This window comes from Thioclava sp. F36-6, assembly GCF_002020305.1.
Classification (GTDB): domain Bacteria; phylum Pseudomonadota; class Alphaproteobacteria; order Rhodobacterales; family Rhodobacteraceae; genus Thioclava; species Thioclava sediminum.
In genome coordinates this window covers 711,058-732,862 of record NZ_MPZX01000001.1, presented here as the reverse complement: position 1 = coordinate 732,862, position 21,805 = coordinate 711,058, and the positions used below count along the sequence as shown (strand labels likewise).

The following is a 21,805-nucleotide window of genomic DNA, read 5'->3' as shown; positions in this document are numbered from 1 at the left end:
AGGGAAAATGGCTTGACCTTTGGCTGCCCCTTCTGTTGAACCCATGCAAGTTTTCGACAGGCTTGTGGAATTAGGGTTTCATGGACAACCAAAACAAGAATCTCATTCTCGCGGTGGTGCTTTCCGCGCTCGTGCTGGGCGTCTGGACCTACTTCTTCCCGCCCACGGAAGACACGACAACGGCACCGAGCCAACCGGTCGCGGAGCAGAGCGCTACGCCCGAAGGCACTGATATCGCACCGAAGACCGCCGCCGACTCCACAGGCGCGCCGGTCGATACGGCGACGATGTCCCAAGCCGCGAGCGCCCAATCCCAGAGCGCCGCGCGCATCGAGATCGACACCCCCGCAGTCGAGGGCTCGATCTCGACTCTCGGCGGGCGTTTCGACGACCTCTCGCTCAAGAAATACAAGGAAACGCTGGCCGAGGATTCGCCCGACGTGCGGCTTCTGTCGCCGATCAGCGGCGATACCGGCAATTCGACCCTGCCCTATTACGTCGTCTATGGCTGGCTGCCCGCAGGCGGTCTGCCCGGCGATCAGGTGCCCGGTCCGAACACGGTCTGGACGCAGGTCGGCAACGGCAAACTCACGCCCGACACCCCGGTCACGCTGCAATGGAACAATGGCCATGGCCTGACCTTCCAACGCGAGATCTCGGTCGACGACAAGTATCTCTTCACGATCAAGCAGTCGGTGCAGAACGGCACCAACGCCGCGGTGAAACTTGCTCCCTACGGCATCATCGCGCGTCACGGCATCCCGCAGGAGCGCCGCGTCTACGTGCTCCACGAAGGTCTCGTGGCGATGGATGACGGCAATCTCGAAGAGATCAAATACAAGAACATCACCAAGCTCGACAACAAGGGCGCCGAGGGTCAGGCCGAGATCAAGCAGGTGCAGGACGCCGGCTGGACGGGCTTCACCGACAAATACTGGCAGACCGTTCTGGCGCCGATCTCGGGCCCGTTCACTTCGGTCGTGAAATATTCGGGCGAGAAGTCCGACATCTACCAGACCGAGACCCGCCTGCCGGTGATCGACGTCGCGCCCGGCGCCAAGGGCGACGCGCAAACCCACCTCTTCGCCGGTGCGAAGGAATGGGAAACCCTGCGCGACTATCAGGACAATGTCCCGATCCCGAAATTCGTCGACTCGCTCGACTGGGGCTGGTTCTACTTCCTCACCAAGCCGATGTTCCGCCTGCTGCACTTCCTGCATGGCGCGATCGGCAACATGGGCTGGGCGATCATCGCACTGACCTTCATCATCAAGCTGATCGTCTTCCCGCTGGCGCGGAAGTCCTACATCTCGATGGCGCGCATGAAAGAGCTGCAGCCCGAGATGGAGAAGATGAAGGAAGCTGCCGGCGACGACCGCCAGAAGATGCAGCAGGGCATGATGGAGCTCTACAAGAAGCACAAGGTGAACCCCGCCGCGGGCTGTCTGCCGCTTCTGATCCAGATCCCGATCTTCTTCTCGCTCTATAAGGTGATCTACGTCACGATCGAGCTGTATCACGCGCCGTGGATCGGCTGGATCCATGACCTCTCGGCCCCCGATCCGACCTCGATCCTGAACCTGTTCGGCCTGCTGCCCTTCGCAGCGCCCGATCCGGGCTCGCCGCTCTTCATCCTGTCGCTCGGTATCCTGCCGATCCTGCTGGGTGTGTCGATGTGGTTCCAGCAGCGTCTGAACCCGGCGCCGACGGACAAGACGCAGGCGATGATCTTCGCGTGGATGCCGTGGGTCTTCATGTTCATGCTGGGCAGCTTCGCCTCGGGCCTCGTGCTGTACTGGATCACGAACAACACGATCACGTTCCTCCAGCAGTACACGATCATGTCGATGCACGGGAAACGCCCGGATCTGTTCGGCAATATCAAAGAGAGCTTCCAGCGGAAGAAACCCGCCGAAGAGAAGAAATGAGCGCAACGCTCTCTCGCATCTACCGACATCCGATCAAGTCGATCGGGGTAGAGGAACTGAAGGACGCGTCCCTTGAAGAGGGGCGCGTCTTGCCTTGCGACCGGGAGTGGGCGGTGCTGCACGAGCGCTCCAAGGTGGGCGTCGGCGCGGATGGACGTGCCGATAGCTGGGGCCAGAAGATCAACTTCGTGATCGGGCGCTCCGCGCCGGGGCTGATGGGGGTCACCTCGCGGATGCTCGATAACGGGCACATCCTGCTGGAGCATCCCGAGCAATGGCATCTCGAGATCGACCCCGAGCGCGAAGCCGACCAGCGCAAGCTATTCGAATGGCTGCGCACCTTCTGGCCAGACAGTGCGCCGCGCCCGACCGCGCTGGTGCGCGGCCCGGATCGCGCCTTCACCGACGATCCCCTGCCCTATGTCTCGTTGATCGGGCAGGCTTCGCTCGACGATATGTCGGCGCGGGTGGGCAAGCCGATCGACCGCCGCCGCTTCCGCGCCAATCTCTGGGTCGGGGGCTGGGAGCCCTTCGCGGAGATGGACCTGATCGGCAAGACGGTGCGCGTTGGCGAGGCAGAGCTGCAACTGCGCGCCTGTATCGGGCGTTGCCGTGCGACGGACGCCAATATCGAGACGGGCGAACGCGATATCGACATGCTGGCAGAGCTGGAACGCCACTACGGGCATACCGACCTTGGCGTGTTCTGCCTCGTCACCAAACCGGGCCGCATCGCGCGCGGCGACAAGATCGAGGTACTCTGATGGAGTTGAATTTCCCGCTGGCCGAGACCCCCGACGATTTTTCGCGTGAGCGCGGGCGCAAGCTTTTCGCCGCCCCCGTCGAATTCCTCAAGGGCGTCGTCGCGATGAAGGGGCTGCCGCCTGCCGACCGGATCGAGGTCTGCTTCGCGGGCCGCTCCAATGTCGGCAAGTCGAGCCTGATCAACGCGCTGACGAACCGCCGCAATCTTGCGCGGGCGTCGAACACGCCGGGCCGGACGCAGGAGATCAATTATTTCACCACGCAGGACGGTCCCTATCTGGTCGACCTTCCGGGCTACGGGTTCGCGCAGGCCCCCGTAGCGGTGGTCGCGAAATGGCAGGCGCTGCTGAAGGACTACCTATCGGGCCGCGCCACGCTGCGCCGCGCCTTCGTGCTGATCGACACGCGCCACGGCGTGAAAGCGGTGGACGAGGAAATCCTGACGCTGCTCGACCGCGCCGCCGTCCCCTTCCAAGTCGTGATGACGAAGGCCGACAAGGTCAGCGCGAAGGATTGCGAGAAGGTACTGGATCAGGTGCGTCAGGCGCTGGCGAAACACCCCGCCGCCTTCCCCGAGATCGTGCTGACCTCGTCCGAGAAGGGCGAAGGGATCGAGACGCTGCGCGCGATCATCGCCGGGCTGGAGTAACCCCCTGCCCGGCTGCTGTCGTTATTTGCCGAGGCAGTAGCGCATCACCGCCTTTTGCGCGTGCAGACGGTTTTCGGCCTCGTCGAAGATCACCGAGGCCGGGCCGTCCATGACGCCGCTCGTAGCCTCGTCATTGCGGTGCGCGGGCAGGCAATGCATGAAAAGCGCGTCGGGCTTGGCGTGGCTCATCAGCTCCTCGTTGACCTGATAGGGCCGCAGCTGGTTGTGGCGACGCTCCTTCGCGGATTCCGGATCGTGCATCGACACCCAGGTATCGGTGACGATCAGATCGGCGCCTTCGACCGCCTTGACCGGATCCCGCTCGATGGTGATCGGGTGGCCGGCCTTCTCGGCCACGTCGAGCCAAGCGCGCTCGGGATCGAGCGTTTCCGGACCCGTGAAGGTCAGATCGAAGCCGAACTGCGCCGCCGCATGGGCGAAGCTCGCGAAGACGTTGTTGCCGTCGCCCGACCAGACCACCTTCTTGCCCGCGATCGGTCCGCGCTGCTCTTCATAGGTCATCACATCGGCCATGATCTGGCAGGGGTGGGTGCGGTCGGTGAGACCGTTGATCACCGGCACCGAGGCATATTCCGCCATCTCGAGCAGGGTTTCCTCCTCGAAGGTCCGGATCATGATCAGATCGACATAGCGCGACAGAACGCGGGCGGTGTCGGCGATGGTCTCGCCATGGCCCAGCTGCATATCCGCGCCCGAGAGCACCATCGACTGACCGCCCATCTGGCGCACGCCGACATCGAAGCTGACGCGGGTCCGGGTCGAGGGCTTCTCGAAGATCAGAGCGACCATGTGACCGGCCAGCGGCTGCTCGTCATCGGGCGCGCCTTTCGGGCGACCGTTGCGGGCCTGCTTCATCGCGATGCCTTGGTCGATCATGGACCGCAGCGCGGCGGGGTCGGTTTTGTGGATATCGAGGAAATGGTTCATCGGTTTGTCTTTCGTGGAGGGGCCTGAGGGGCTGTCCGCCCCGCTGCGCTCCCGCGCAGCCCCCGAGGATATTTACGCCAAGAGGAAGTCAGGCGGCCTTTTCGAGTTGCGACGCGGCGGCATCGAGACGGGTCACGGCCTCGGCCAGATCGGCCTCGGAAATGTTCAGCGCGGGCAGAAGGCGCAACACATTGTCGGCAGCCGGCACGGTCAGCAGGTGCTGATCATAGGCGGCAGCGACCAAGTCGGTCGGCGCGCGCTTGCATTTGAGCCCGAGCATCAGACCGGTCCCCCGCACGCTCTCGAACGTGTCGGGATGCGCCGCGATCAACCCTTCGAGCTTCTGACGCAGGAAGCCAGCGCGCGCGTTCACCTGATCGAGGAAGGCAGGCTCGGAGACGATCTCCATCACCTTCGCGCCGACAGCGCAGCCCAGCGGGTTGCCGCCATAGGTCGAGCCATGCGTGCCCGCGACCATGCCGGAGGCGGCGTCTTCGGTGGCCAGCACAGCGCCCAGCGGGAAGCCCCCGCCGATGCCTTTCGCGACCATCATGATGTCGGGGGTGATGCCCGCCCATTCATGCGCGAACAGCCGCCCCGAGCGGCCCACGCCGCATTGCACCTCGTCGAAGATCAGGAGCGCGCCGGTCTCGTCGCAGAGATCGCGCAGCCCTTTCAGGCATTGATCGGGCACCGGGCGAATACCGCCCTCGCCCTGGATCGGCTCGATCAGGATGGCGGCGGTCTTGTCGGTGACGGCGGCCTTGAGCGCCTCGTGATCGCCCCAGGGAAGCTGGGTGAAACCGGGCAGCAGCGGACCGAAGCCCTTCACCATCTTTTCCGAATTCGGCGTGGCCGAGATCGCCCCGGTGGAGCGGCCGTGGAAGGCGCCATCGAAGGTGATGATCTCGGTTCGATCTTCGCCCTTCGAGGACCAGTATTTCCGCGCCATCTTGATCGCGAGTTCCGCAGCCTCGGTGCCGGAATTGGTGAAGAAGACCGTATCGGCGAAAGTCTTCTCGACCAGCGCGTCGGCCAGCGCCTGCTGCTGCGGGATCTGGTAGAGGTTCGAGACATGCCACAGCTTGCTCGCCTGCTCGGTCAGCGCCTCGACCAGTTCGGGGGCGGCATGACCCAGCGCATTCACCGCAATCCCCGCGCCCATGTCGAGATATCGGGTCCCGTCCGCCGTCTCCAGCCAAGAGCCCTCGCCCTTCACGAAGGCGAGCGGTGCGCGATTATAGGTCGGCAAAACGGAGGGGATCATCGGGTCAAACTCCAGTAAGAGAAGGCAAATGCGTGCAACAGTCCCGGGGGGCTGTCAACATTCAGGGGCCTAAGGTCAGCGATTTGGGATAGGGTGTGGCGGCATGCCACGGCAGATCGGACGTCAGGCGCTTCAGCGGCGACGTCGGGGACGGGTGATATATGCGGTCCGTGCGATCATGCGTTTGCGCTTACGCCGGGGCAGCGCGGAAGTAAAGAGGGTTTAGCCAAGCGTCACGTCGAGGAACATCATCAGGATCAACCCGAAAAGCAGCCCCGCGGTCGCGCGGTTCTGATGCCCGTTGCGATGGGTCTCGGGCAGGATCTCGTGGCTGATGATGTAGAGCATCGCGCCCGCCGCGAAGGTCAGGCCCCATGGCAGCAGCGCTCCGGAGACCGAGACCGCCGCCGCGCCGACCAGCGCGCCTATGGGTTCTACCGCGCCGGTCATCGCAGTGACGAAGAAGGCTTTGCGGCGGGTATAGCCCTGCCCGATCAGCGCGACGGCCACAGCCAGCCCCTCGGGGATGTCCTGCAGCGAGATGCCGGTCATCACCGAGAAGCCGTTCTCGTTGCCCGCGCCGAAGGCCACGCCGATCGACAGGCCTTCGGGGAAGTTGTGGATCGTGATCGCGATCACGAAAAGCCAGATCCGCGCCAGTTGCGCCGCGTCTGCCCCTTCGCGCCCGGAGGTGAAGTGCTCGTGCGGCAGGGTTGCGTTCAGCCAGGCCACGAAGCCCGCGCCAATGGCAATGCCGATTGCGGCGATGGCGGCGGCGACCCAGACCGAGCCGAACATGGTCTCGGCCACGTCGATGCCCGGCAGGATCAGCGAGAAATACGAGGCCGAGAGCATCACGCCAGCCGCGAAGCCCAGCATCGTGTCGGCGGTGCGCTGGCTCATAGAGCGCCCGAGCAGCGCCGGGATCGCGCCGGCGGCCGTTGCGACGCCCGCCACCATGCCGCCCATAAGGCCGAGCCAAATCTCGTTCACGCCGCTCTCCTTTTCGTGTTCGCTCGGCGAGATGGGAACGGATCGCGCATGATTGCAAGCGTTGCGATGGGTGATTGCGCAAATTTCGAGGGATTGGTAAGGAAACTTAACCACGGAGAGAGGAACCCCCATGCCCGTCATCACCTCCATCGCCGATCTGAAACGTCTGCATAAGCGCCGCACGCCGAAGATGTTCTACGATTACGCGGAGAGCGGCTCCTATACCGAGCAGACCTTCCGCGAGAATACCGAGGACTTCGCGCAGATCCGCCTCAACCAGCGGATCGCGCGGGACATGACGGGGCGCACGACGAAATCGACGATGCTGGGTCAGGAGGTCGCGATGCCGGTAGCGCTGGCGCCGGTCGGGCTGACGGGGATGCAGCGCGCCGATGGCGAGATCAAGGCGGCGAAGGCGGCGGAGAAATTCGGCGTCCCCTACACGCTGTCCACGATGTCGATCTGCTCGATCGAGGACGTGGCCGAGAATGTCAGCCAGCCCTTCTGGTTCCAGATCTATACGCTGACCGATGACGACTATAACAAGCGCGTGCTGGAGCGGGCGCGGGCAGCGGGCTGTTCGGCGCTGGTGATCACGGTCGATCTGCAGCTGCTGGGCCAGCGCCACAAAGACCTGAAGAACGGGCTGACCGCGCCGCCGAAATTCACCCCCGCCGTGCTGGCGGATCTGGCGACGAAATGGCGCTGGGGCATCGAGATGCTGCAGACCAAGCGGCGCTTCTTCGGCAATATCGTGGGCCATGTGGACAGCGCCGCCGATCCCGCCTCGCTGTCGTCGTGGACTGCGGAGAAGTTCGACCAGTCGCTGAACTGGGACCGGATCAAGCAGCTCATGGATATGTGGGGCGGCAAGGTGATCCTGAAGGGGATCCTCAGCGAGGAAGACGCCGAGATGGCGGCCGCGACCGGGGCCGATGCGATCGTGGTCTCGAACCATGGCGGGCGACAGCTGGACGGGGCGCTCAGCTCGATCCGGATGCTGCCGAAGATCGTCAACGCGGTCGGCGACAAGACCGAGGTCTGGCTGGATTCCGGTATCCGCTCGGGTCAGGACGTGCTCAAGGCGCTCGCGCTTGGCGCGAAGGGCGTGATGATCGGGCGCGCCTATGTCTACGGTCTGGGCGCGATGGGCGAGCCGGGCGTGACCAAGGCGCTGGAGGTTATCCAGAAGGAGCTCGACACCTCGATGGCGCTGTGCGGCGAGCGTCGGATCGAGGATCTGGGCCGGGACGATCTGCTGATCCCCAACGGCTTCTTCGACACCTATTCCTGAGGGTTTAGGCGCTTCTCGAAGAACCGGTCGGGATAGGGATCGTCGTTGAAGCGGTCGATCTCGTCCCAGCCGAAGCGGTGATACATCGCGACCGCTTCGGGCAGTGCGGAATTGGTATCGAGCCGCAGATGCAGCTGGCCCAAGTCGCGTGCGGCCGCCTCGATCGCCTCCATCAACTTCCGCGCCAGCCCGAGGCCGCGCGCGGCAGGGGCGATCCAGACGCGCTTCACCTCGGCATAATCCGCCCCGCCCTTCAGCGCCGCACAGCCCACCGGCACTCCATCGGACAATGCGAGCAGGAAGGTGCCGCGAGGAGGGCGCATATCGTCGGCCTCGGGGTCTTTCGACAGGTTCACATCGAAGCCGCCTTCGAACCGGGCGGCAAGCTCCGCGTAATACTGCGCAAGACAATCCCGCGCCCGCGGATCGCGCGGATCGCAGGGCACGATCTCGATCTCGGCGCGGGTCAGTGCCGTCGCGATCAGATCCATCGCCGCCAAGAGCGCGGTCTGATCGGGATGACGCGAGAGGATATCCGCCGCCTGCGCATCGGAGAGCCGCTCATATTCCGCGAATTCCGCCTGCCCCGCCTCGGTCAGGCGCGCGATGCGGCGCCGCCCGTCTTCGGGATCGTCCTCCACGACGATCAGCGCCTCGCTTTCCAGCCCGCGCAGCAGACGGCTCATCAGCCCGGAATCGAGCGCCAGCGCCTGACGCAGCTTGGCTACATCGCCCTGCCCGCGCCCGATCGCATTGAGCACCCGCGCAGAGCCCAAAGGCCGCCCGCGATCGAGAAACGAGGAGTTCAGCGCGCCCACCTGCCGGGTGACGGCCCGGTTGAACCGCCGTATATGTGCGATAGCGTCCATAGGAATACCTGACCTGAGTCCGAGATAGTTTCTGACATTAGTCAGATATCCTTCTATAGCAACCCGTATTCCGCCGCACCGTCGCTTTCCCCTTGCCATCACAGCCAATCCCGAGTATCCGCGCGGCTTCATGGGCCCGACACCCTTGGAGGCGGCTCATCACTTTGACAAATTGGAGACCAGTTATGGCAAAAGAGATCGAAACGATCGAAGCCGTGGCGCGTACGGGGACGGGCAAGGGGGCCGCTCGGCAAGCGCGTCGTGAGGGCCTCGTGCCCGGTATCGTCTACGGCGACGGCAAGGACCCGGTTGCAATCAACCTCGACTACAACCGCCTGATCACCCGCCTGCGCAAAGGCCGCTTCATGTCCACCCTCTTCAACCTGAAGATGGACGGGCAGGAAGATGTCCGCGTGATCTGCCGCGGCGTTCAGAAAGACGTCGTCAAAGACCTGCCGACCCACGTCGACTTCATGCGCACCCACCGCAACTCGCGCATCTCGCTCTTCGTGCATGTCGAGTTCATCAACCACGAGAAGGCGCCCGGCCTGAAGCGCGGCGGCACCCTCGTCGCAGTGCGCCCGGAAGTCGAACTCAACGTTCTCGCCGGTGACATCCCCGAGCAGATCGTGGTCGACCTCGAAGGCAAGCAGATCGGCGACACCATCCACATCTCCGACGTGGACCTGCCGAAAGGCGCCAAGCCGACCATCGAGCGTGACTTCGTGATCGCGAACGTCGCTCCGCCGAAAGGCTTTGGTGGCGGTTCCTCCGACGAGGACGAAGGCGAAGAAACCAGCGAAGAAGCGACCGAAGAGTAATTCTTCTTCCGATGAGATTTTCGAGACGGGGCCTTTCGGGGCCCCGTTTTTCTTTGCGCAGGGCCGTGCTCCCCGGATGCGCGGCACGCCGCAAGCGACGCATGCTCACATTTATGTGAACAAAAAATTTCTCGCCTTTTTTCCAAAACGCGATAGCTTCGAAGGTAATACAACCTAAAGGCTAGTCACATGCTGGAGCTTATCGCACTCGTTCTTGCAGCATTCGTGGTGCTACCGCCTAGAATGCTCAGCGCAATTGGTCGCGCCGTTTATGCGGTGCTGCGTCCGGTCATCCGCCCGTTCTACCGCTTCGCGTCGAGACGACTCCCGCGCAACGGGTATGAAGAAATTGCGAAATGCAATATCGACGAGACCAGCGAGCGCCTCTTCGATGAATTCGCCCTGCCCGAGCCGCAAGAGCGCTCGATCATCCTAGGCGAGTCGGGACGCCCGACCTATGTCGAATACCGCGCGGCTTAAGCGCGACGCCCCCTTTCCCCTGCGCGCCCGCTCACATATCCCTCGGTGAGCAGAGCCTCGACACCGGCGTTCGAAAGGGGAGACGCATGCAGCTTTGGGTGGGCCTGGGAAATCCGGGCGCGAAATACGCGAACAACCGTCACAATATCGGCTTCATGGCGCTCGACCGGATCGCCGAGGATCACGGCTTCGCCCCGTGGCGCGGCAAGTTTCAGGGTCAGGTGAGTGAGGGCCGTTTCGGCTCGACCCGCGTTGTGCTGCTGAAACCCGAAACCTTCATGAACCTGTCCGGCCAATCCGTGCGCGCGGCGGCCGATTTCTACAAGGTCGAAGTCTCCGACATCACCGTCTTCCATGACGAGCTGGACCTCGCCCCCGGCAAGTGCCGCCTCAAGCAGGGTGGCGGCCATGCGGGGCATAACGGGCTGCGCTCGATCCATCAGCATATGAGCCCCGACTACGCGCGGGTGCGGCTGGGCATCGGCCATCCGGGGCACAAGGACCGCGTGGCGGGCTATGTGCTCAACGATTTCCCGAAGGCAGAGCAGGAGATGCTCGACGACCTGCTGCGCGGGATCTCAGATGGGGCGCCCGCGCTGGCGGCGGGCGACGGGTCGAAATTCCTCAATGCGGTGAGCCTGCGGGTCGCGCCGCCGCGCTCTTCGACCGGGACCAAGGCACCGGCCAAAGCCGACGCCCCTGCCCCGCAAGACGCCCCGCAGCCCGCGCCGCAAAAGAAAGAGGCCACGGAAACCCGCAGCCCCTTCGACAAGCTCAAGGATCACTTCCGTAAGTGATCACCAGCTGCCGGTGTTCTCCATGCTCGACCACGGCTCCTGGATCGGCAGCGGCTCGCCCATTTGCAGCAGCTCGATCGAGATATTGTCGGGCGAGCGCACAAACGCCATGTGACCGTCGCGCGGCGGGCGGTTGATCGTCACGCCATTGTCCATCAGGTGCTGGCACATCTCGTAGATGTTCTCGACGCGGTAGGCGAGGTGGCCGAAATGGCGGCTGTCCGAGGGCAGCCCGCTGTCGCCGTCCCAGTTCCAGGTCAGCTCCACATCCGCCGTGCCGTCGTCCTGCTCGGGCGGACACATGAAGACCAGCGTGAAGCGGCCCTTGTCGTTTTCGATGCGGCGGCGTTCCTTCAGGCCCAGAAGCTCGTAGAAGGCTTTCGATTTCTCGAGGTCGAGCACGCGGACCATCGTGTGCAGATATTCGATTTTCATGAACAGGCTTCCTTGGAACTGATTGCGGTTAACCGGAGGATAGCCCTTAAGGCAGCCGCGGCAAGCACCCCGGCTTATCCACAGGATATGGCGGTTCCTAGAGCCGCCCATCGCATATATAGTGGAGGTCGATTCGAGACATCCGGAGGACATCATGGCGCTCACCCCCGAACAACAAGCCGAGATCGACGCACAGCGCGCCGAGACGCAAATGACCGCACGGGCGGTCTCGCCGGGGATGGAGAAGCGCCTCTATACCGCCCATGAAGTGCTCGATCACGGGGTGGTCCGGGTCATCGACTATATGGGCGACGACAATGCGATCGTGCAGGCCGCGCGCGTCTCCTATGGCCGGGGCACCAAGACTGTGAACAGCGACGCGGGCCTGATCCGCTACCTGATGCGGCACTGGCACTCGACCCCGTTCGAGATGTGCGAGGTCAAGTTCCACGTCAAACTTCCGGTCTTCGTCGCGCGCCAGTGGATTCGCCACCGCACCGCGAACGTCAACGAATACTCCGCGCGCTACTCGATCCTCGACCGGGAATTCTACATCCCCGAGGCCAGCCAGCTCGCCGCGCAATCGAGCCAGAACCATCAGGGCCGCGGCCAGGTGCTGGAGGGTGCCGAGGCCACCCGCGTGCTCGACATCCTGCGCGACGACGCGATGCGCGCCTATGACCATTACGAGGACATGCTGACGCCCGACGAGGATGAGGGCAAACAGGGCCTCGCCCGGGAACTGGCACGGATGAACCTGCCCACCAATATCTACACGCAGTGGTATTGGAAGGTGGACCTGCACAACCTCTTCCACTTCCTGCGCCTGCGCGCCGACAGCCACGCGCAATACGAGATCCGCGTCTATGCCGAGACCATGTGCGACATCGTGCGTGACTGGGTCCCCGCCGCCTATTCGGCCTTCGAGGATTACCGTCTGGGCGGGGTGAACCTGTCCGGCAAGGCGGTGGAGCTTCTCAAGCGCCGTCTGGCGGGCGAGGAGATCACGCAGGAGACTTCCGGCATGAGCAAAGGGGAGTGGCGGGAGTTTACGGAGGTCTGGGGGTGAGGCGCGGCCCCGGATTTTGATCCGGGGCGAAAACGCTCCAGTGGAGCGTTTTCAGTGCCGAACGCCCGAGCGCAAGCGAGGGCGCGATTTATTGTGACCAGAAAACGAAGCCGCAATCATCATTATGTACCAAAATGTATTCAGCGCCATTTTTGCGGAGAGGGTGAGCGCCTATGGTACGCTGAACGGAACAAAAGCGGGCGGTTTTTAGAACCAGAAGAAAGAAATATACGGACAACGTTTAGAGAGAAAGATCGGAATACGATCCTCCTAAACGGGCAACCATCCGATATTGTAGAACACAGCTTTTTTGAGAAGTTGGACAACTACCTCGGCAAGACTATTCCTGAAATCGTCGACATAATCTCGGAAGGTGCCGCACCCGAATTTTCAGAAATTGCTCGCCTCGACTTCATTTATGCAATCTACGAAAGTTTGCGTAGATCACCTGATTTCTTTGACATCGATGAGGCAAGTAAAGGTGAAGAGCTCGTTCGTGGCCAACTGTCGAAATTGGATGAGAATAAGGATAGTTCGACCATAGAAGCCTTACAAGCCACACTAGCTTCGCGCTACGAGCTTCGGAAACTCGGTCGTGACATAAGAGTTCGCGCGGCATTTGGAGAAACTGAGCTCTCCGAGAAAATAAAACTGGAGTTAAAAACTCTCGAAGTTCGTTGGGCTATTTCCAATGCCAAACATTCCTTCGCTCTTCCCAGCTCCGGATGCTATAGGGTAGGAAACGGCGGCTCTAATGGGCTTTCAAACGAAAACGTTGAAATTTGGATGCCTATCACTCCTAAAATCAGCATAGTTCTATTGAGAGACCCAAATAAGAGAATTCCGCCCCTCATCAATGTCAGCCGCGATCTCGTTCGTAGAATGAACGAGTATGCCACTCGCAACAGCAGAGCTATTGCCTCGCACAGCGGACACCTCATCTACTCGCTAACGGGCTATTCTCGACACTAATCACCCCGCCCGGCCCCTAGGCCGGGCCGCGCCCGACCCGCCCCCAGGGCGGGCGCGATTGCGCCCACCCTCGGGTCGGACGCGCCCCTCCTCGCGATGGCCAGAGCGTGCTAGGCTCATCCCATGACCCAACGCTTCCACGCCCCGCAAGACCGCGACTATCCGACCGCCCTCGCGGAACTCCGCCAAGGTCGCAAGACCAGCCATTGGATCTGGTGGATCTTCCCGCAACTGGCCTCGCTCGGGCGGTCGCCCCGGGCGGTGGAATACGGGATCGCGGATCTGGCCGAGGCGCGGGCCTATCTCGCCGATCCGGTGTTGCGGGCGCGGCTGGTGGAGGCCTCCGAAGCGGTGCTCGCCCATGCGGGCACGCCCATCGAGGAGATCATGGGGCCGGTCGATGCGCTGAAGCTGCGCTCCTGCGCGACGCTGTTCGAGGCCGCCTCAAAGAAAAAGGAGCCGGTGTTCACCCGGCTCCTTGAGACGTTTTACGAGGGCGAGCGCTGCCCGCTGACGCTTGACGCTTTAGCCCGGTGACATCCCGCGCAGGCGCTCGGAGCGGCGGCGCAGCAGCTCGACCGTGGTCAGCAGCGCGATCGACACGAAGACGAGAATCGTCGCCACCGCAAGGATCGCGGGGCTGATCTGCTCGCGGATACCGTTCCACATCTGACGCGGGATCGTCTGCTGGTCATAGCCTGCCACGAAGAGCACCACGACGACTTCGTCGAAGGAGGTGACGAAGGCGAACAGCGCGCCCGAGACCACGCCCGGCAGGATCAGCGGCATCACGATCTTGAAGAAGGTCGTCCGCGGATCGGCGCCGAGGTTCTGCGCCGCGCGGGTCAGCGAGTGATCGAAGCCCACCAGCGTCGCGGTCACGGTGATGATCACGAAGGGAATGCCCAAGGTCGCGTGGGCCATGATGATGCCCGGATAGGAATGCGCGAGCCCGGTCTTCGAGTAGAAGAAGAACAGCCCCGTCGCGGTGATGATGATCGGCACGATCATCGGCGAGATCAGCACCGCCATGATGGCACGGCGGAACGGCATCTCGGGGCGCGACAGACCGAGGGCTGCCAGCGTGCCCAGCACCGTCGCGAGGATCGTCGAGAAGAAGCCGATGATCACCGAGTTCTTCGCCACGTCGATCCAGGTCGAATGCTGCCAGGCATCCATCCACCACGACCAGCCACGCTCCACCTGCGGCTCCTGCATCCCGAAGGTCAGCAGCAGGTCATACCAGCGCATCGAATAGCCGGATGGGTCGAAGCTGAGCATCTTCTCGGTGAAGGTGAAATAGGGCTCCGCGTTGAAGGACAGCGGAATGATCACCACGATCGGCGCGATCAGGAAGAAGAAGATCAGGCCACAGATCACGAGATAGGCGTAGTGCCAGGTTCTCTCGAGCGGGCTTGCATATGCGGGAACGGCCATCTGTGTTTCTCCTCAGCCCAGCTTCATGTTGTCGATGCCCACCAGCCGGTCATAGAGCCAGTAGAGGATGATGACGCCGCCCAGCAGCATCGAGGCCAATGCCGCAGCAAGCGACCAGTTGAGCGATTTCTGCATGTGGAAGGCGATCATGTTCGAGATCAGCTGACCGTCCGCACCACCGACAAGGGCGGGGGTGATGTAGTAGCCGACCGAGAGGATGAACACCAAGAGCGCCCCTGCCCCGATCCCCGGCAGCGTCTGCGGCAGATAGATGCGGCGGAAGGCGGTCCACGAGGTGGCGCCAAGGCTGCGGGCCGCGCGGACATAGCTCGGCGGGATGGTCCGCATCACCGAATAGAGCGGCAGCACCATGAAGGGCAGCAGGATATGTGTCATCGCGACGATCGTGCCGGTCTGGTTATACATCATCTCCAGCCGGTTATCGTTGCCGATCAGACCCGACCAGACGAGCAGGTCGTTGATCACGCCCTGCTGCTGCAACAGCACCATCCACGAGGTCGTCCGCACCAGCAGCGAGGTCCAGAAGGGCAGCAGCACGAAGATCATCAGAAGGTTCGATTTCGCCAGTGGCAGCGAGGCCAGCAGATGCGCGATCGGGAAGGCGAGGAACATGCAGAGCACGGTAATCACCAGCGACAGGATCGCGGTGCGGATGAACAGCTTGCCGTAGATCGCGCGTTGCGGATCGACGGGCACGATATTGTTGTCCTTGTCGCGGGTGTGGTCGGTCGCGGCGAGGTAGAAATCCACCGTGTAGGGGCTCGACGCGGAGCGCATCGCGCGCCACAGGTTCGGGTCGCTCCACCCCTCGTTCACGCCGAGGATCGACTCTTTCCACGGCGGCTCGAGACGTTCGATCTTGCGCGCAGTCGAGGTGAACAGCGAGCGCGTGCCCGCCACGTCATAGTTGATCCGGGTCCCCGCCTCGCCCTGCGTGCGGTTTTCCTTCATCTGCTTGAGGTCCGAGGCGAGCGCGGTATAGGCGCTCTCGTCGATCGGCGACCCCAAGGGGTGTTCGTTGAACCATTGCCCCAGCGCCGGCGCGTTCTTCGAGAACCCGTCATTATAGACCGATTGCAGCAGCATCTGCCCGATCGGAACGACGAAGGTAATCAGAACGAAGAGGAACAGCGGCGCGACCAGAAGGAAGGCGCGGCGTTTTGCGCGGAGTTGCGATTTCGCGAGGGCGGCCTTCAGCGGCAGCCCGTCGGCGGTCTTCAACTGTGTTGGTTCGGGGCCGTTCAGGCTCGCATCCATCGTTGCGTCGCTCATCGTGTCTCCTTGGCCCCTTAGGGCAGCGGGGCGAGCTGCGCGCGCAAATTTGCGGCTTGCTCGGCGGGAATATCGGGCAGCATCACCCGCGTCGTGTAGTTGCCGTGAAGCTTGCCATCGCGGCGAAAGCTCCAGTCGGAAATCTGGTTCGGCGCGAAGGTAATCTCGTCCCCAGCATGCGCTTTGAAATGCACGGGCTCGTTCATCAGCGTGCCGGTGATTTTCTGCGCGGAGATCGAAATCGGCGCGATCCAGATATGTTCGAGGCCATCGGCGGGCGTATCGATCCCCGCCTTGAGCATGAATTGCGAGCCGGACCGGGCGCGCACCGCAGGAATGAAGACGCTTTCATAGGTCGCGCGGGCTTGGCCGATCGCCGCGTTCATCTTCGTGTCGCTGGTCTCGTAGCCGACGACCGCATCGTCTTGCGCCTGAGCGTGCAAGGCAGCGGGCAACGACAGACAAAGACCGATGCACAAACAGGCCAGTGACGACCGGAAAGCTGACATCCGCGGGGCTCCTGACATCGAACAGGTCGAGCCGCGCGGCACCGAAATGCCGCGCGGCCCTATTGGCTTTAGCCAGCGAGCCAAGCGTTGAAGCGCTCGCTCAGTTCGGTGTCGTGGTCAGCCCAGAACTCCGAGTCGTTGACCAGGGCGTTCTGCATGTTGTTTTCCGCGGTGGGCATATGCGGGCCCATCTCGGTTTTGCCGTCCTGATACATACCGACCATCGGAGCCGAGGACTTACGTGCCGGACCGTAGGAGATCCACTTCGCCTGGTTGGCGAGCTGCTGGGTCTCGGTCGCGAACTTCAGATATTTCTTCGCGGCTTCCATATGGGGCGCGCCCTTCGGGATCACGAAGAAGTCGAAGTCCATCAGCTGGCCGTCCCAGACGATCTTGAAGGGCTGACCCTCGGCGACTTCAGCGTTGAAGATACGACCGTTATAGGCGGTCGACATCACGACTTCCCCATCGGCGAGAAGCTGCGGCGGCTGTGCACCGGCATCCCACCAGACGACGTCGCCCTTGATCTTGTCGAGTTCGGCGAAAGCCTTGTCGACGCCCTCGGGGGTGCCGAGTTCCTTGTAGACGTCCGCAGCCGGAACGCCTGCGCCCATCAGCGCGAATTCCAGCGTGCCTTTGGCCGACTTACGCAGACCGCGCTTGCCCGGGTACTTCGCGGTGTCGAAGAAATCGGCGATCGAGGTCGGCTCACCGTCAACTTTGTCCGAGTTGTAGGACATCACGGTCGACCACACGATGTTCGCCACACCGCAATCGGTGAAGGAGCCATCGATGAAGTCTTCGCTCGCCGGGGTGCCGTCGGGCGACGCGGCCAGATCGGAGTCGGGGTCGATCGGCTCGAGCAGACCTTCGTCGCACAGGCGGATCGCGTCGGACTTCTCAACATCGGCCACGTCGACCGACACGTTGTTCGCCTCGACCTGTGCCTTGATCGGGGTCGCCGGGTTGTCGGCGGCTTCCATGTTCACGTCGATGCCGGTCGCTTCCGCGAAGGGCTTGTTATAGGCTTCGACCTGGCTTTTTTCGTAAGCGCCGCCCCAGGAAAGGACAGTGACTTCCTCGGCCTGCGCCGCACCGGCCACGAGGCCGACGAGCGCGGTGCTCAGGATCATTGCTTTTTTCATCTTGGTCTTACTCCCAGTTGGTTGAGCTTTTGTGGTTTCGCGACGTTTTCGCCGCTTGGCCGCTTTTTGCGGCAGTTCGGAGCGTGCGGAGCTTGGACCGCACGTTCCGCATTCTTTAGAGATCGAGCGCGCGCGCGTCCTGCGGGTGCCAGCCGATCTTGACCGTCTGGCCTTCCGTCAACCGCACCTGATCGAGCGTATTGCGCGATTTCATCACGAATTCCGGCGACCCGGCAACCTTCATTCGCGTGCGCAGGATATCCCCCATATAGATCACTTCGAGCACGTCGGCGTTGATCGTATGGGCGCCCGAAGGCATCATCTCGGGCTTGAATTCGACCCGCTCGGGACGGATGGAAACCAGCGTCTCCTGCCCCGCCTCGCGGATGTTCACCGCCGTCGCGTCGATGATCTCGCCGGTTTCCAGACGCACCGTGCAGGTGTCGCCATTCAGCGTTTCCACCCGACCCGGAAGCTTGTTGTTCTCGCCGATGAACTGCGCGACGAAGCTGTTCTGCGGACGTTCGTACAGTTCGTCCGGCGGCGCGAGTTGCTGAATGCGCCCGTCGTTGAACACGGCCACGCGATCGGACATGGTCAGCGCCTCGCCCTGATCGTGGGTCACGTAGACCACGGTGATCCCGAGACTTTCGTGCAGGTGCTTGATCTCGAACTGCATATGTTCGCGAAGCTGTTTGTCGAGCGCGCCGAGCGGTTCGTCCATCAGGACCAGCTCGGGGTCGAAGACCAGCGCGCGGGCCAGTGCGATCCGCTGTTGCTGACCGCCCGAAAGCTGCGCCGGACGGCGATGGATGAAACTCCCCATCTGCACCATGTCCAGTGCGCGCTTGACCTTGGTTTCGCGTTCATCCTTGCCCATGCCCCGCACTTCGAGCGGGAAGGCGAGGTTCTCGCCCACGGTCATATGTGGAAAGAGTGCATAGTTCTGGAACACCATCCCGATGCCGCGCTTGTGCGGAGGCACCATGTTGATGTTCTGGCCGTCGAGGCGGATCTCGCCGTTGGTGGCGGTTTCGAAACCTGCAAGCATCATCAGGCAGGTGGTTTTCCCTGAACCGGACGGTCCGAGCATCGTCAGAAACTCGCCCTTACCGATCGAGAGATTGAGATCCTTCACGACGAGCGTTTCGCCGTCATAGCTCTTCTGCACGCGGTCGAATACGACGAATCCATCGTCGCTAGCTGCGTTGTTCAAAGCGGGCTCCCCGTTGTTTTTTGTCGTTGGTCAATTCCCGTGCATGTGACTAAAGCAAGGGCATTTGCGTTTTTCAACCCGGAAATCAAAAACCCACGTCACCGACGCATCACAGCACGGTTTCGCCTGAAAAATTGCCGTTTTGCGTCGCTTGTCGCGCAAGGAGCGACCACGACTTGCATTTGGAACGATCTAGCTTCCGCGACGTAAGAGACGGACGAACTCGTGGACCGTAGACCGCTTCCGGCGCCGCGCCGAGGAAATGGACCTTCGCCAAGGCGGGGTGGGCGCGCAGCAGATCGGTCAGATCTGAGGGGGTCAGCGCGCGCAGCGCCTGCGGTCCGGGCCAGAAACTTTCGACCCAGGCGCCCTCGGCATTGACCAACGCGTGACGCGGCAGCAGCAGGTGGTGATAGATCACCTCCCGGCAGCCCCGCATCACCCGCGCCCCGCCCCATCCCGTTGCCGCTAAGTGGCGCGCGCGCGCGAGCGCGCCCTGCCCCTCCGGCACCCAGATGCAATGTTGCCCGGAGAGAACCAGCGCCTCGCGATTACCGAAGGCGCCGGGCCGCAGTCGCACCGGGCAAAGCCGCGGATCGGCGGCCAGCGCCGCCGCCCCAAACCGGCGACGCGCATGCCACAGGACCGGCTGCGGCGCATCATCCAACGTCGTGACCAGATCGCCCGGTTTCAGGGTTTCGATCCGGCGCGGCCCGCCCGGCGTAGCCAGCCGCGTGCCTTCGGTGAAACAGGGGATGCCCATCGCGTAGAGCTGCGGCGCCCCCGCCACCTGCGCGGGCGCGACGCCGGTCAGCGTCAGGCTCTCACCATTGGGAAAGCTGAGAACCGCGTTGCCCGCGCCATCGTCGCTGACCGCGACATCCCAGGCATTGACCGGATTGCCGCTGCCATCGGTCAGATCAGAGGCATCGAGTTGGTCGAGCGTGAAGCCCGTCCCGTCATCCGTCAGATCGAAATCGGTGACGATGTCCTGCCCGTCGCCATCGCTGAAGCGGAGCGTATCGGCCCCAAGCCCGGTGGTGATCGTATCGGCCCCGGCGCCCGCATCTATGACGTCATCGTCAGCGCCTGCATCGAGCGTGTCGCCCAGCGCCGAGCCAGTCAGCGTATCGGCCCCGTCGCCTGCTGCGATCGAGACGGCATTCCCCGCGGCGGAGGCATCGAATGCCTCTGCGTCGGCGGAGCCCCGAACCTCCTCGACTTCCCAGAAATAGGTGACGGTAATGCCGCCGTCATAACTGATCGCGCCGGTTTCCCAACCGGACCAGAGGACGACGGCCTCACCCGGACCAAGCTCGATCACGTCCCAATCGGTGCCGCCTTCGCCGCCGAAGATCGTCTCGGCCCCGTCCCCGTCATAAAGCAGGAAAGTGTCGGCATCGTCGCCGCCATGCAGCTCGTCAGCCCCTGCGCCGCCGGTCAGCGTATCGCTACCACCCACGCCCTGTAGCGTATCGTCGCCCGCCCCGCCCGAGATCAGGTCGTCGCCGCCCAGCGCCCAGATCGTGTCGTTGCCGTCGCCGCCCGAAAGCGTGTCCGCGCCGGATCCGCCGGTGATGGTGTCGGCGCCGCCGCCACCGTCGATCAAGACGCCGCTGGCATCACTCGTGGCGTCGATCACGTCGCCCTGCTGCGACCCGACGACCCCTTCGATCTCGCTGAAACTCGCTGTGTTGCCGCCTGCGCTGGCCGTGCCGCTCTCCGATCCGGAGAAGGTGACGGCCACGCCGCCCGCCGTGTAATAGGCGAAGTTGAGCAGGTCGAAATCGCTGCCCGTGGTGACAGTCTCGCCGCCGAAGACCGTATCGCTGCCCCACGCGTCGCTCAGGTAGAACGTGTCGGCATCGGCATCGCCGCAGAGGAGGTCACTGCCCCACTCGCCGGCGAGGTGATCGGTCCCGTCACCGCCCGAGAGCGTGTCATCCCCAATGCCGCCGAGAACCGTATCGGCGCCAGCTTCGCCCAGAAGCGAGTCATTGCCATCATCGCCGTAAAGCTCGTCACTCCCCGCGCCCCCGAGGACCGTATCGTCCCCAGCCTCGCCATGGAGCACGTCGCCATCGGCACCGCCGAAGACGTAATCCGCGCCGCCCCCGGCCCAGACCGTATCACTCCCGGCGCCGCCATAGATGGTGTCGTCATAGTCGTAGGAGATGCCCGGGACGTCATCGATCAGATCATTGCCATCGCCACCATAGACCAGATCGCCCTCGGCCAGCGTGCTGCCGCCGGCGCCGTAGTTAATAGTGTCGTCGCCCGCGCCACCGTCGATCGTGTCGGCGCCAGCGCCCCCATCGACCAGGTCGTTCGACGCGCCCCCTTGAAGCGAGTCATCCAGACTGCCGCCCTGGATCGCGTTGGCGTCGTCGGGGTCGTAGGTTGCGTTGAAGAGCTCAGTATAGGCCGGACCGGTCGAGACGTCGACGATCGAAGTGACTTCGTAGGTGACGCCAGGCTGCAGCGGTTGATCGGCGACCTCGCCGACGATCGTTCCGCCGATCTCAAGGATATAGATTGTGATCGTCGTGCCGTCCGGGGCGAGCAGCGTGAACTCATTCTCGATATAGACCTGACCGGACGCAATCGGCGCGCCATATGCATCGGTCACCGAGACGGATTGCGTGAGGTCGTTGCCGATCTCGTCGAGGATTGTGTCGCCGGAGAGAGTCGAGCCGTCGTCGGTGAAGGTGAAGATACGTCCGCTCGTATCGACGTCCCAAGTCGGGTCGATCATGAGACGGCTCCCGGTGACGACGGTCGAGCCGCCGCCCTCGATCAGGAAATCCGATCGGAAATAGCCATGAAAGACGTAACTCGCCATCGCCCGACCGCCCGATCAGCCCCACACACGGTTTCACCCGGAGCGATCATCGCGCGCGTCTCCCAAGGCAGGGTTA

At 63.1% G+C, this 21,805-nt stretch carries 21 protein-coding genes; 10 read left to right on the top strand and 11 right to left on the bottom strand.

Annotation, left to right across the window (positions count from 1 at the left end):
- The first annotated feature begins 80 nt into the window (after window positions 1-80).
- Genes yidC through yihA form a run of 3 tightly spaced genes read left to right on the top strand, consistent with a single transcriptional unit; the run spans window position 81 to window position 3,342 of the window.
- Window positions 81-1,928: a membrane protein insertase YidC gene (gene yidC, locus BMI88_RS03460; RefSeq protein WP_078546082.1), complete on the top strand. Its 1,848-nt coding sequence runs from the start codon at window positions 81-83 to the stop codon at window positions 1,926-1,928.
- On the top strand, window positions 1,925-2,692 hold the full coding sequence (locus BMI88_RS03455) for an MOSC N-terminal beta barrel domain-containing protein (protein ID WP_078546080.1): 768 nt from the start codon (window positions 1,925-1,927) through the stop codon (window positions 2,690-2,692). Before yidC ends, BMI88_RS03455 begins: the two co-directional genes overlap by 4 nt.
- Complete coding sequence (gene yihA / locus BMI88_RS03450; RefSeq protein WP_078546078.1) at window positions 2,692-3,342, top strand: ribosome biogenesis GTP-binding protein YihA/YsxC; 651 nt, start codon at window positions 2,692-2,694, stop codon at window positions 3,340-3,342. Before BMI88_RS03455 ends, yihA begins: the two co-directional genes overlap by 1 nt.
- 21 nt (window positions 3,343-3,363) lie before the next feature.
- On the opposite strand, the gene argF is transcribed toward yihA, so the two are convergent.
- The 3 genes from argF to BMI88_RS03435 form a co-directional block, all read right to left on the bottom strand.
- The gene (argF, locus tag BMI88_RS03445) at window positions 3,364-4,290 is read right to left on the bottom strand and encodes an ornithine carbamoyltransferase (RefSeq protein WP_078519747.1); all 927 of its coding nucleotides are present in this window, start codon (window positions 4,288-4,290) and stop codon (window positions 3,364-3,366) included.
- 88 nt (window positions 4,291-4,378) lie between these two features.
- Window positions 4,379-5,557 carry an aspartate aminotransferase family protein gene (locus BMI88_RS03440; RefSeq protein ID WP_078519748.1) on the bottom strand — a complete coding sequence of 393 codons (1,179 nt, stop codon included), beginning with the start codon at window positions 5,555-5,557 and terminating at the stop codon, window positions 4,379-4,381.
- A gap of 222 nt (window positions 5,558-5,779) precedes the next feature.
- Window positions 5,780-6,526, bottom strand: coding sequence for a ZIP family metal transporter (locus BMI88_RS03435; RefSeq protein WP_078547264.1), 747 nt, complete (start codon window positions 6,524-6,526; stop codon window positions 5,780-5,782).
- Between the two features lie 154 nt (window positions 6,527-6,680).
- On the opposite strand from BMI88_RS03435, the gene BMI88_RS03430 reads away from it, so the two are divergent.
- A complete protein-coding gene (locus BMI88_RS03430) occupies window positions 6,681-7,844 on the top strand; it encodes an alpha-hydroxy acid oxidase (RefSeq protein WP_078519749.1) in 1,164 nt (387 codons plus the stop codon).
- Here the strand turns inward: BMI88_RS03430 and BMI88_RS03425 are convergent.
- Window positions 7,835-8,713: a helix-turn-helix domain-containing GNAT family N-acetyltransferase gene (locus BMI88_RS03425; protein WP_078546076.1), complete on the bottom strand. Its 879-nt coding sequence runs from the start codon at window positions 8,711-8,713 to the stop codon at window positions 7,835-7,837. The genes BMI88_RS03430 and BMI88_RS03425 overlap by 10 nt on opposite strands.
- Window positions 8,714-8,898: 185 nt before the next feature.
- Between BMI88_RS03425 and BMI88_RS03420 the strand changes: the two genes are divergently transcribed.
- The 3 genes from BMI88_RS03420 (at window position 8,899) to pth (ending at window position 10,811) form a co-directional block, all read left to right on the top strand.
- Window positions 8,899-9,534 carry a 50S ribosomal protein L25/general stress protein Ctc gene (locus tag BMI88_RS03420; protein ID WP_078546074.1) on the top strand — a complete coding sequence of 212 codons (636 nt, stop codon included), beginning with the start codon at window positions 8,899-8,901 and terminating at the stop codon, window positions 9,532-9,534.
- Between the two features lie 189 nt (window positions 9,535-9,723).
- On the top strand, window positions 9,724-10,014 hold the full coding sequence (locus BMI88_RS03415; protein ID WP_146673463.1) for a hypothetical protein: 291 nt from the start codon (window positions 9,724-9,726) through the stop codon (window positions 10,012-10,014).
- An 86-nt stretch (window positions 10,015-10,100) separates the two neighbouring features.
- Window positions 10,101-10,811 (top strand): aminoacyl-tRNA hydrolase, encoded by a 711-nt coding sequence (gene pth, locus BMI88_RS03410; protein ID WP_078546070.1) that lies wholly within the window; start codon window positions 10,101-10,103, stop codon window positions 10,809-10,811.
- On the opposite strand, the gene BMI88_RS03405 is transcribed toward pth, so the two are convergent.
- The gene (locus BMI88_RS03405) at window positions 10,812-11,246 is read right to left on the bottom strand and encodes a VOC family protein (protein WP_078519753.1); all 435 of its coding nucleotides are present in this window, start codon (window positions 11,244-11,246) and stop codon (window positions 10,812-10,814) included.
- A gap of 154 nt (window positions 11,247-11,400) precedes the next feature.
- Between BMI88_RS03405 and thyX the strand changes: the two genes are divergently transcribed.
- The 3 genes from thyX (at window position 11,401) to BMI88_RS03390 (ending at window position 13,824) form a co-directional block, all read left to right on the top strand.
- Window positions 11,401-12,315: an FAD-dependent thymidylate synthase gene (thyX, locus tag BMI88_RS03400; RefSeq protein WP_078546068.1), complete on the top strand. Its 915-nt coding sequence runs from the start codon at window positions 11,401-11,403 to the stop codon at window positions 12,313-12,315.
- A 54-nt stretch (window positions 12,316-12,369) separates the two neighbouring features.
- Window positions 12,370-13,287 (top strand): DUF4238 domain-containing protein, encoded by a 918-nt coding sequence (locus BMI88_RS03395; protein WP_078546066.1) that lies wholly within the window; start codon window positions 12,370-12,372, stop codon window positions 13,285-13,287.
- Between the two features lie 123 nt (window positions 13,288-13,410).
- The gene (locus tag BMI88_RS03390) at window positions 13,411-13,824 is read left to right on the top strand and encodes a DUF1810 domain-containing protein (RefSeq protein WP_078546064.1); all 414 of its coding nucleotides are present in this window, start codon (window positions 13,411-13,413) and stop codon (window positions 13,822-13,824) included.
- On the opposite strand, the gene BMI88_RS03385 is transcribed toward BMI88_RS03390, so the two are convergent.
- The 6 genes from BMI88_RS03385 to BMI88_RS03360 form a co-directional block, all read right to left on the bottom strand.
- Window positions 13,813-14,724 (bottom strand): ABC transporter permease, encoded by a 912-nt coding sequence (locus BMI88_RS03385; protein WP_078539814.1) that lies wholly within the window; start codon window positions 14,722-14,724, stop codon window positions 13,813-13,815. The genes BMI88_RS03390 and BMI88_RS03385 overlap by 12 nt on opposite strands.
- Before the next feature lie 12 nt (window positions 14,725-14,736).
- Window positions 14,737-16,017, bottom strand: coding sequence for an ABC transporter permease (locus BMI88_RS03380; RefSeq protein WP_078519758.1), 1,281 nt, complete (start codon window positions 16,015-16,017; stop codon window positions 14,737-14,739).
- A 17-nt stretch (window positions 16,018-16,034) separates the two neighbouring features.
- Window positions 16,035-16,526: a DUF2314 domain-containing protein gene (locus BMI88_RS03375; RefSeq protein WP_165757030.1), complete on the bottom strand. Its 492-nt coding sequence runs from the start codon at window positions 16,524-16,526 to the stop codon at window positions 16,035-16,037.
- 68 nt (window positions 16,527-16,594) lie between these two features.
- Window positions 16,595-17,671 carry an ABC transporter substrate-binding protein gene (locus BMI88_RS03370; RefSeq protein ID WP_078546060.1) on the bottom strand — a complete coding sequence of 359 codons (1,077 nt, stop codon included), beginning with the start codon at window positions 17,669-17,671 and terminating at the stop codon, window positions 16,595-16,597.
- A gap of 115 nt (window positions 17,672-17,786) precedes the next feature.
- Entirely contained in the window at window positions 17,787-18,887 is a 1,101-nt protein-coding gene (locus BMI88_RS03365) for an ABC transporter ATP-binding protein (protein ID WP_078519761.1), read from the bottom strand.
- Between the two features lie 109 nt (window positions 18,888-18,996).
- On the bottom strand, window positions 18,997-21,729 hold the full coding sequence (locus BMI88_RS03360) for a Hint domain-containing protein (RefSeq protein ID WP_078546058.1): 2,733 nt from the start codon (window positions 21,727-21,729) through the stop codon (window positions 18,997-18,999).
- Window positions 21,730-21,805: the final 76 nt, after the last annotated feature.

Excerpts from the sequence above, each read along its gene's own strand:
- yidC (WP_078546082.1), top strand. The coding sequence starts at position 81 with ATGGACAACCAAAACAAGAATCTCATTCTCGCGGTGGTGCTTTCCGCG.
- BMI88_RS03420 (WP_078546074.1), top strand. The coding sequence starts at position 8,899 with ATGGCAAAAGAGATCGAAACGATCGAAGCCGTGGCGCGTACGGGGACG.
- BMI88_RS03405 (WP_078519753.1), bottom strand. The coding sequence starts at position 11,246 with ATGAAAATCGAATATCTGCACACGATGGTCCGCGTGCTCGACCTCGAG.
- BMI88_RS03390 (WP_078546064.1), top strand. The coding sequence starts at position 13,411 with ATGACCCAACGCTTCCACGCCCCGCAAGACCGCGACTATCCGACCGCC.
- thyX (WP_078546068.1), top strand. The coding sequence starts at position 11,401 with ATGGCGCTCACCCCCGAACAACAAGCCGAGATCGACGCACAGCGCGCC.
- BMI88_RS03360 (WP_078546058.1), bottom strand. The coding sequence starts at position 21,729 with ATGGCGAGTTACGTCTTTCATGGCTATTTCCGATCGGATTTCCTGATC.
- BMI88_RS03385 (WP_078539814.1), bottom strand. The coding sequence starts at position 14,724 with ATGGCCGTTCCCGCATATGCAAGCCCGCTCGAGAGAACCTGGCACTAC.
- BMI88_RS03425 (WP_078546076.1), bottom strand. The coding sequence starts at position 8,713 with ATGGACGCTATCGCACATATACGGCGGTTCAACCGGGCCGTCACCCGG.
- BMI88_RS03435 (WP_078547264.1), bottom strand. The coding sequence starts at position 6,526 with ATGGGCGGCATGGTGGCGGGCGTCGCAACGGCCGCCGGCGCGATCCCG.
- argF (WP_078519747.1), bottom strand. The coding sequence starts at position 4,290 with ATGAACCATTTCCTCGATATCCACAAAACCGACCCCGCCGCGCTGCGG.
- BMI88_RS03370 (WP_078546060.1), bottom strand. The coding sequence starts at position 17,671 with ATGAAAAAAGCAATGATCCTGAGCACCGCGCTCGTCGGCCTCGTGGCC.
- BMI88_RS03380 (WP_078519758.1), bottom strand. The coding sequence starts at position 16,017 with ATGAGCGACGCAACGATGGATGCGAGCCTGAACGGCCCCGAACCAACA.
- BMI88_RS03455 (WP_078546080.1), top strand. The coding sequence starts at position 1,925 with ATGAGCGCAACGCTCTCTCGCATCTACCGACATCCGATCAAGTCGATC.
- BMI88_RS03440 (WP_078519748.1), bottom strand. The coding sequence starts at position 5,557 with ATGATCCCCTCCGTTTTGCCGACCTATAATCGCGCACCGCTCGCCTTC.
- BMI88_RS03375 (WP_165757030.1), bottom strand. The coding sequence starts at position 16,526 with ATGTCAGCTTTCCGGTCGTCACTGGCCTGTTTGTGCATCGGTCTTTGT.
- BMI88_RS03415 (WP_146673463.1), top strand. The coding sequence starts at position 9,724 with ATGCTGGAGCTTATCGCACTCGTTCTTGCAGCATTCGTGGTGCTACCG.
- BMI88_RS03430 (WP_078519749.1), top strand. The coding sequence starts at position 6,681 with ATGCCCGTCATCACCTCCATCGCCGATCTGAAACGTCTGCATAAGCGC.
- pth (WP_078546070.1), top strand. The coding sequence starts at position 10,101 with ATGCAGCTTTGGGTGGGCCTGGGAAATCCGGGCGCGAAATACGCGAAC.
- yihA (WP_078546078.1), top strand. The coding sequence starts at position 2,692 with ATGGAGTTGAATTTCCCGCTGGCCGAGACCCCCGACGATTTTTCGCGT.